Annotated in this window: 6 protein-coding genes, 1 tRNA gene and 2 pseudogenes; 5 read left to right on the top strand and 4 right to left on the bottom strand. The window is 66.2% G+C overall.

The features are described 5' to 3' along the window. Positions 1-9: 9 nt before the first annotated feature. Positions 10-843, bottom strand: coding sequence for a transposase family protein (locus H613_RS0106115; protein WP_026923122.1), 834 nt, complete (start codon positions 841-843; stop codon positions 10-12). 107 nt (positions 844-950) lie between these two features. On the opposite strand from H613_RS0106115, the gene H613_RS0106110 reads away from it, so the two are divergent. The 3 genes from H613_RS0106110 to H613_RS0106100 all read left to right on the top strand — a co-directional run bounded on the left by H613_RS0106110 (position 951) and on the right by H613_RS0106100 (position 2,825). Next, a complete protein-coding gene (locus tag H613_RS0106110) occupies positions 951-1,541 on the top strand; it encodes a hypothetical protein (protein ID WP_156925850.1) in 591 nt (196 codons plus the stop codon). 341 nt (positions 1,542-1,882) lie between these two features. Beyond that, entirely contained in the window at positions 1,883-2,119 is a 237-nt protein-coding gene (locus H613_RS28940) for a UCP032817 domain-containing protein (RefSeq protein WP_051393003.1), read from the top strand. A gap of 223 nt (positions 2,120-2,342) precedes the next feature. Then, a complete protein-coding gene (locus H613_RS0106100; protein WP_026923120.1) occupies positions 2,343-2,825 on the top strand; it encodes a phosphotransferase in 483 nt (160 codons plus the stop codon). Between the two features lie 988 nt (positions 2,826-3,813). On the opposite strand, the gene H613_RS31305 is transcribed toward H613_RS0106100, so the two are convergent. Further along, entirely contained in the window at positions 3,814-4,353 is a 540-nt protein-coding gene (locus H613_RS31305; protein WP_169731958.1) for a hypothetical protein, read from the bottom strand. Here H613_RS31305 and H613_RS32775 point away from each other — a divergent pair. Then, positions 4,347-4,844: pseudogene (locus tag H613_RS32775) on the top strand (recombinase family protein); the annotation flags it as partial. The gene H613_RS31305 and the pseudogene H613_RS32775 overlap by 7 nt on opposite strands. A 191-nt stretch (positions 4,845-5,035) precedes the next feature. After that, a pseudogene (locus H613_RS32770) lies at positions 5,036-5,425 on the top strand (recombinase zinc beta ribbon domain-containing protein); the annotation flags it as partial. A 114-nt stretch (positions 5,426-5,539) separates the two neighbouring features. On the opposite strand, the gene H613_RS31960 reads toward H613_RS32770, so the two are convergent. Together H613_RS31960 and H613_RS0106075 are read right to left on the bottom strand one after the other, a co-directional pair. Next, positions 5,540-5,692 carry a hypothetical protein gene (locus H613_RS31960; RefSeq protein WP_156925849.1) on the bottom strand — a complete coding sequence of 51 codons (153 nt, stop codon included), beginning with the start codon at positions 5,690-5,692 and terminating at the stop codon, positions 5,540-5,542. A 304-nt stretch (positions 5,693-5,996) separates the two neighbouring features. After that, positions 5,997-6,085 (bottom strand) — tRNA-Leu (locus H613_RS0106075). Positions 6,086-6,105 lie beyond the last annotated feature (20 nt).

Here is a 6,105-nt window from a genome sequence, read left to right as displayed (position 1 = left end):
CCTGGAGCGCTATTCAAAAGGGTTGAAGCCTTGGCGTCGGTAGATCTCCAGGGCGAGTACGCAGCGTAGTGTCCGGCCGAGCAGGCGCAGCGGCCGGCGGTAGCCGGTGTCGAGGATCTTCCAGTTCACCGCGTGGGCGATAGCCCGCTCGCCAGCGGATCGGCGGCGGTTGATCTGCCGGTTGTACCAGCCCTCGGCGGGGGTGAGCGGCCGGTAGTCGGGCTTCTTCACCGGCGTGATGATCCCGCACCCGACATAGCCCTTGTCACCGAGCAATCCAGGGCCGTCGGGTTCGGCATGGGCCGCATAGCGTTTCGCGATCCCCGACTCGCCGAAAGCGCGGGCGTCGTGCATCGACCCGTGCATCGGCTCACCGAAGTCGACCAGGTGCCCGCGCAGGTCAGCGACCGCCTGGACGTTCACCCCGCACGCGTGGCGCTTGCCCGAGAACAGGCCTTTCGTATGCGCCCGTTCGCCGGTGGGGACAAGGAAGCCGTCGACGATCAACGTCGAGCCCGCCCGGTCGCGGGCGGCCTCGGCCTCCACCTGTTCGAGGCATCGGCCGATCACCGGCTCTAGGCAGGTGAGGTAGCGCGAGATCGTGGGTTGGGAGCAGCCGAACAGCTCGGCCTCCACCTGTTGGGAGTTGTTGCGGCGCAGGTAGAACAAGACGACCACGACCGCCATGTACAGTCCCAGAGCCTTGCGCCGCCCGGTCGGGGCTTGCCAGGGGCCGATCACGGCGTGCACGGCCGCGACCAGATCCGACAGTTGCTCGTCGTCGAGACCGGTGACATGCTGGAAGCGAGGCGGTCGTCCTCGCGGGAGTTGTTGCGTTGCCATGCTTCAGCCGTCGCACAGGACGGCCGCCGTTACTGTCCGTCACCTGACTGAGCTGCAGATATTCACCCAAACGAGGCCACCAACCAGAGTTCTGAATGATGCTCCTGGTGACGACCGCAAGCCTACGAGCCGCCGAGCGCGGCGGCAAGACCTCCCCGGAAGTCCTCGGGGAGTGGACAACCGGCACCGGCAACAGGCTCACGCTTATGGCCCGCAAGGGAACCGGCTACGCCTCGATCTGGCTGAGCTCTCGCGGGCAGCCTGTCAAGATCGGCTACGCTCTGCATGCGGGCGGGGTCGTCCGCTCGGTCGCTTGGGAGGAGCCCTGGCGTAACCAGACCGAGGCGTGGAAAGCCGAGCAGCGCCGCCAGATTGGCGCGCTCATCGCCGCCTGGCATGCCGAACAACCGCTTCCGACGGAGTCCGATCCGCTGCCGGCCTCGGTGCTCGGGACTTTCGACGTCGATGGTTTCCGGTTCGCTGTCGAGCCGCAATCCGCTTCCGAACAAGCCCTGCTCAGCGTCCTGAACGTCGTGGGCAGCCTGACGCCGGTAGCCGATCTGCTGCATGACGCCGGGCGCATCTGCGCGATGGTCACCCGGCCAGGCTGGAAATCGACACCCGACGACCGCAAGCGGCATTGGCGAGGCAAGGCCGAGGCGATCCTGACCCGAGCGGCCGAGCACGGCCGGCTTTAAGCCAACCTCTCTCGCGGGGCCGCCGGGTGGGCGGCGCGCCCCGCACCCTCATGGCTCGGGCGCGGCGGGTAGCTGACCCGTATTCCTCCCGACCCGCCGCGCCCAGATCCACACAACAACGGGCCTCATCCAGGTGCCGTCCGGCCGGGGAACGGCACCGCAACGATCGTCCCGGCAGAACAGGAACCGATACTCATGCACTCCACCCGGACCAGACACGGGCGCGACCTGATCGCGCCCGAGACCTTCGACCGGCTGACGGGTTGACTGGTAGCCGATCACGACCTCGATTCCGACATCGCTGATCGGGTTGTCGACCAGGCTGTGGCCTTCCTCTCCGCATGCGCGGCCACCAACGCGCCGCTGCCGCCCTCGGCGGCAGTGGACCTTGGCACGCCTTCATCCTGCACACGCGCGACTACGCCGCCTTCTGCGAGACGGTGGTCGCGGGTGGCTTCATCCACCACGTCCCACACGAGGAATTTGCCAGCGCGGAGGAATCGGCGATCCAGGCCGTGCTCGATCAGACCATGGCAGCGATCCGCGCAGGCGGGATTTGGGTGGACGAGGAGCTGTGACGCGTCAATGGCAGCGTCAAGTGCCCCCAGTGCCGCAATGGATGCGCCGACGACTCACCGCCGAATCCGAAACTGAGCAGGTAGGCGACCTTGAGCCCAACCGCCGACGACTGCCTCGATCCCGCCCTCCACGCGGTCCTTACCGACCGGTTAGGGGACGGGGTCGAGGCTCGTCCGATCGAGGCGGGCGTGCACGCGGCATTCACCGGCACTGTCGAGGCGGATGGGCGGGTGGTTCTGCAAGGCCACGCAGACCGCCAACACGCGGCTTTCGCGCATGCTCGCCGATGAAGCACGAGTCGCTCCGCTGCTCGGGACGCTCGCACCAAAGCTGGCCGCCTACATCGAGGCAGACGGGTGGCGAGTGCTGTTGTTCGAACAAGTTCCCGGCCGTCACGCCGACCTCCAGCCGGGTAGTCCCGATCGGGCGCTTCTCGGCGAGATGGCCGACCAGCTCTATGCGACTGCAGACAGTCTCAGAGTCGACTCGCTATCGAGTCTGGCCAACCAGTGGCGGCGGGCGAGTCCATGGCGGCGCCTCCAAGCCCTGCCACACGCCGACCTGCCACCGGCGATAGCCTCGCGGCTCGATCGGGCCGCAGCGGGCGAGCGGGACCGCCTGTCGGCGCTGGAGTCCGAGACGCTCGCCCACACCGATCTGCACGCGCCAATGTCCTCATCGACGGCGACCGGGCTCGGATCGTGAACTGAGCGTGGGCCAGGTCTGCTCCATCGTGGTTCGATGCGCTCCTGCTCACGGTCCACCTGGTCGATGCCGGTCACTCCCCCGCCGACGCGCTCGCCTGGCTCGAAAGCGCCCGGCCGGGCCGATCGCTCGATGCGACGACCGCAGCGGCAGTCCTGGTCGAGGCAGCCGGGATGTGGACCTGGCTCAGCCAGCGCGACCAATCCCGACCCCATCTGAAGACGATCTCCGAGGCCGCCCTCCGGCTTCTCGACCACCTCAACCTCATATGACTGGTCGGCCCTTCAGCCCGGACCTGCCCCAAGGCACCCTCGGGAGAATATATTGTCGGGGTTCGGAGCCGTCCCCAGTAACCGGCCTTGACCAGTGAGAACGTCGGGTAGTTACCCGCAGAGACGCGCGGGCCCCATGCGCCGGACACCGTGCGGGGCCCAGCCTGCGGGGTCCATCTGTCCGGACACCTGTCCGCCCCTCGGGCCCAGTCGCATGCAGCTCGCCCAGCGCGCCCGCAGCGATTTTCTGTTAAGCGGCGCGAACATGGACCCGGGTCAGTCGGTCGGCCCTGACCTGTTCGCACCTGGACGAGCTCGCGGCCCGACCGCCACGCGTGCTCCAGCGTCCCCGCGGGAGATATATTGTCGGACTTAGCGAATCGGAAGACTCTTGCGATGCTACCTGCACGGATAGTGGGTAACTGGGACTCGCTTCGTTCAGGCCCAGACTGGGGATGCATCCGTGGGTACCAGCCACTGGGGGCCAGCCTGTGGGATGCGTGTGGGTCAATTTCATCGATCCAGCGGTTATCGGCGGCAATTTCGACGTGGAGCGCCTGCGTTCGGACCGCAGAACCGTCGGTTTCCCTTCGTGTTTACCCTGGCTGAGCTGCACTTGGGGTCCTGACTACCCTGGTTACCCTCCTGGTGGTCGGCCATCAGCACGCCGTCACGGACCGGAAGCTTCCCAGGGAGGGTAACCGTCCCTGACCTGCTCAGTAACCACCTACACGCTGCCCCGGTTCCGCATCAAGATCCGCACTCGCCGAATCCCGTAGGATGGAGGAGAGTCTGGATTGTTCGATGCCCGGTGGGACGCGCACCTTGCCGCATCTTCCACTGCTCCCTGCGCCAGTTGCTACCCGCGAACGGTCGGTCTTCTTCGAAGTCGACTTGAACTCGCTGAGCTTCAGCTTCCGCTTCAGCGTTGCCGTTTCGGCCTGCGAGTCTTCGGCCCGGCAGTTCACAGGTCCTACGACGCCTGGGCTTCGCGGCCACTCGACGCCATCACGGAGTTCCTCTAGCGTTGCTTCTGATGTCCTGGCCTGGGGTTTTACCGGTTGGTGGCCCCGGTGAACCGCCGTGACGACTCGATCCGGGTCACCGGAAAACGATGCGACACGCTCGATACCCGCCAGCTCGCTCACCTGCTCGTCCGCATGGCCCGCCGCCAGCGCGACGACTCCGAGCCAGCCCCGTGCCAGGGCGTCAGACGAATCGACGGCGAGCACGAAGGCGAGTTCGAAGAATGACATCCAGCAAAGTCGAGGTCAACACGCCGCTCCGCGGCGGACGGGCTGTGCTGTATCTGCGGGTCTCGGACCCCAAGCAGGTCAATACCGACTACGATCCCGAGGGAAACTCCATCCCCGCGCAGCGGAAGGCGTGCACCGAGCTGGCTGGCCAGCTCGGTTTGACGGTCGTCGAAGAGTACGTGGAGCCGGGGCGCTCGGCGAAGACGATCGACCGCAGGCCGCGGTTCAACGCGATGATGGAGCGCGTCCGCGAGCGCGGTGACGTCGACGCGATCGTCATCTACATGCGCTCGCGGATCTTCCGCAACGCGGCCGACGCCGCCATGACCCGCCGCGACCTCAAACAGCTCGGCGTCTCCCTGTTGTCGGTCAAGGACCCCACCGCCGACTCGATTTCCGGCGACATGCTCGCCGGCATCCTCGACGTGGTCAACGAGTACCAGTCGCGCGCGGCTGGGGACGACATCGCCTACAAGATGGAAGCCAAGGCCCAGCGCGGCGGCACGCCGAACCGGGCTCGGCTGGGATACCTGAACACCACTGAGTCGGTTGAGGGCCGTCCGGTCCGCACCGTCGTTCCCGATCCCGAGCGTGCGCCGCTGGTGCGGATGCTGTTCGAGCACTACGCCACCCCGGACAGTACACCTTCAAGCAACTCCGCGAGACCGTCACCGCCGCCGGGCTGCGCACCCGGCCGACGAAGCGCTACCCGGCCGGATGCGAACTGTCGATCCACGCCATCGGCAAGATCCTCAAGGACCGCTACTACCTCGGCAAGCTCCCCTATAAAGGACGCGTATACGACGGCCGCCACGAGCCGCTCGTGACACCCGAGCTGTTCGAGCAGGTCCAGCAGGTGCTGTATGTCCAGCGCAACGCCGGGACCAGAGACCGCAAATGGGACCACTACCTCAAAGGACTGGTTCACTGCGCCCGCTGCAACCGGCGACTCACCCTCGAACGTGCCAAGTCCAAGACCGACCGCTACTACTTCTACTTCCTGTGCCTGGGCCGGGCCAACGGCGAATGCGACCTTCCCCGGATGGCCGTCGACGCCGTCGAAGACCATGTCGTCACCCACTGGGCCACCGTCACCATCAGCCAGAGCGAAGCCGACCAGATCCGCGAGGGCCTATCCGATGCGCTCGAAGCCGAAGGATCCGTGACCGAGGCAACGCGGCGGGAACTAGAACGCGAGCTGCGGCGCCTGGAGACCGCTGAGAACCAATGCGTCGACCTCATCGGCCATCCCGACTGGCCCGCCGACAAGCTCACCGCCAAGATCCGCCGCCTCCGCGACCAGTGCGAGGCGATCAATGCCCGGCTCGCCGACGCTCACGCACAGCGGCTCGACCAGGCCGGGGAGACCGTCGACCTGCTACTGCGGTTGCTGTGCGATCCGAAGCGGTTCTATCGTGACGCTGCCGATGATGTCCGGCGGATGCTCAACCGAGTCTGCTTCTCCAAGCTCTTCCTCGACCGAGGCGACCACGGACCTACCGTGAAACGGACCGAACACGCCGAAACGGTCAGGCCACTGGTCCGATGGGTGTGCGATCGTAGAGACACGAATGGCGCTACCCCTACGGATAACGCCACTGAAAACGGTGTTCAAAAACATCTAGTCCCTGATAGGGAACCTCTGGTGCGCGAGGGGGGACTTGAACCCCCACGTCCATTAGTAGGACACTAGCACCTCAAGCTAGCGCGTCTGCCATTCCGCCACTCGCGCGGGCACACAGAGAGTGTATA

This window comes from Glycomyces arizonensis DSM 44726 (genome assembly GCF_000482705.1).
Taxonomy (GTDB): Bacteria; Actinomycetota; Actinomycetes; order Mycobacteriales; family Micromonosporaceae; genus Glycomyces; species Glycomyces arizonensis.
The sequence above is the reverse complement of the archived record's forward strand: the minus strand, read 5'-3'. Positions and strand labels throughout refer to the sequence as shown.

Coding starts and splice junctions, on each gene's coding strand:
- H613_RS31305 (WP_169731958.1), bottom strand. CDS start 4,353: ATGTCATTCTTCGAACTCGCCTTCGTGCTCGCCGTCGATTCGTCTGAC.
- H613_RS28940 (WP_051393003.1), top strand. CDS start 1,883: ATGCGCGGCCACCAACGCGCCGCTGCCGCCCTCGGCGGCAGTGGACCT.
- H613_RS0106100 (WP_026923120.1), top strand. CDS start 2,343: ATGGGCGGGTGGTTCTGCAAGGCCACGCAGACCGCCAACACGCGGCTT.
- H613_RS0106115 (WP_026923122.1), bottom strand. CDS start 843: ATGGCAACGCAACAACTCCCGCGAGGACGACCGCCTCGCTTCCAGCAT.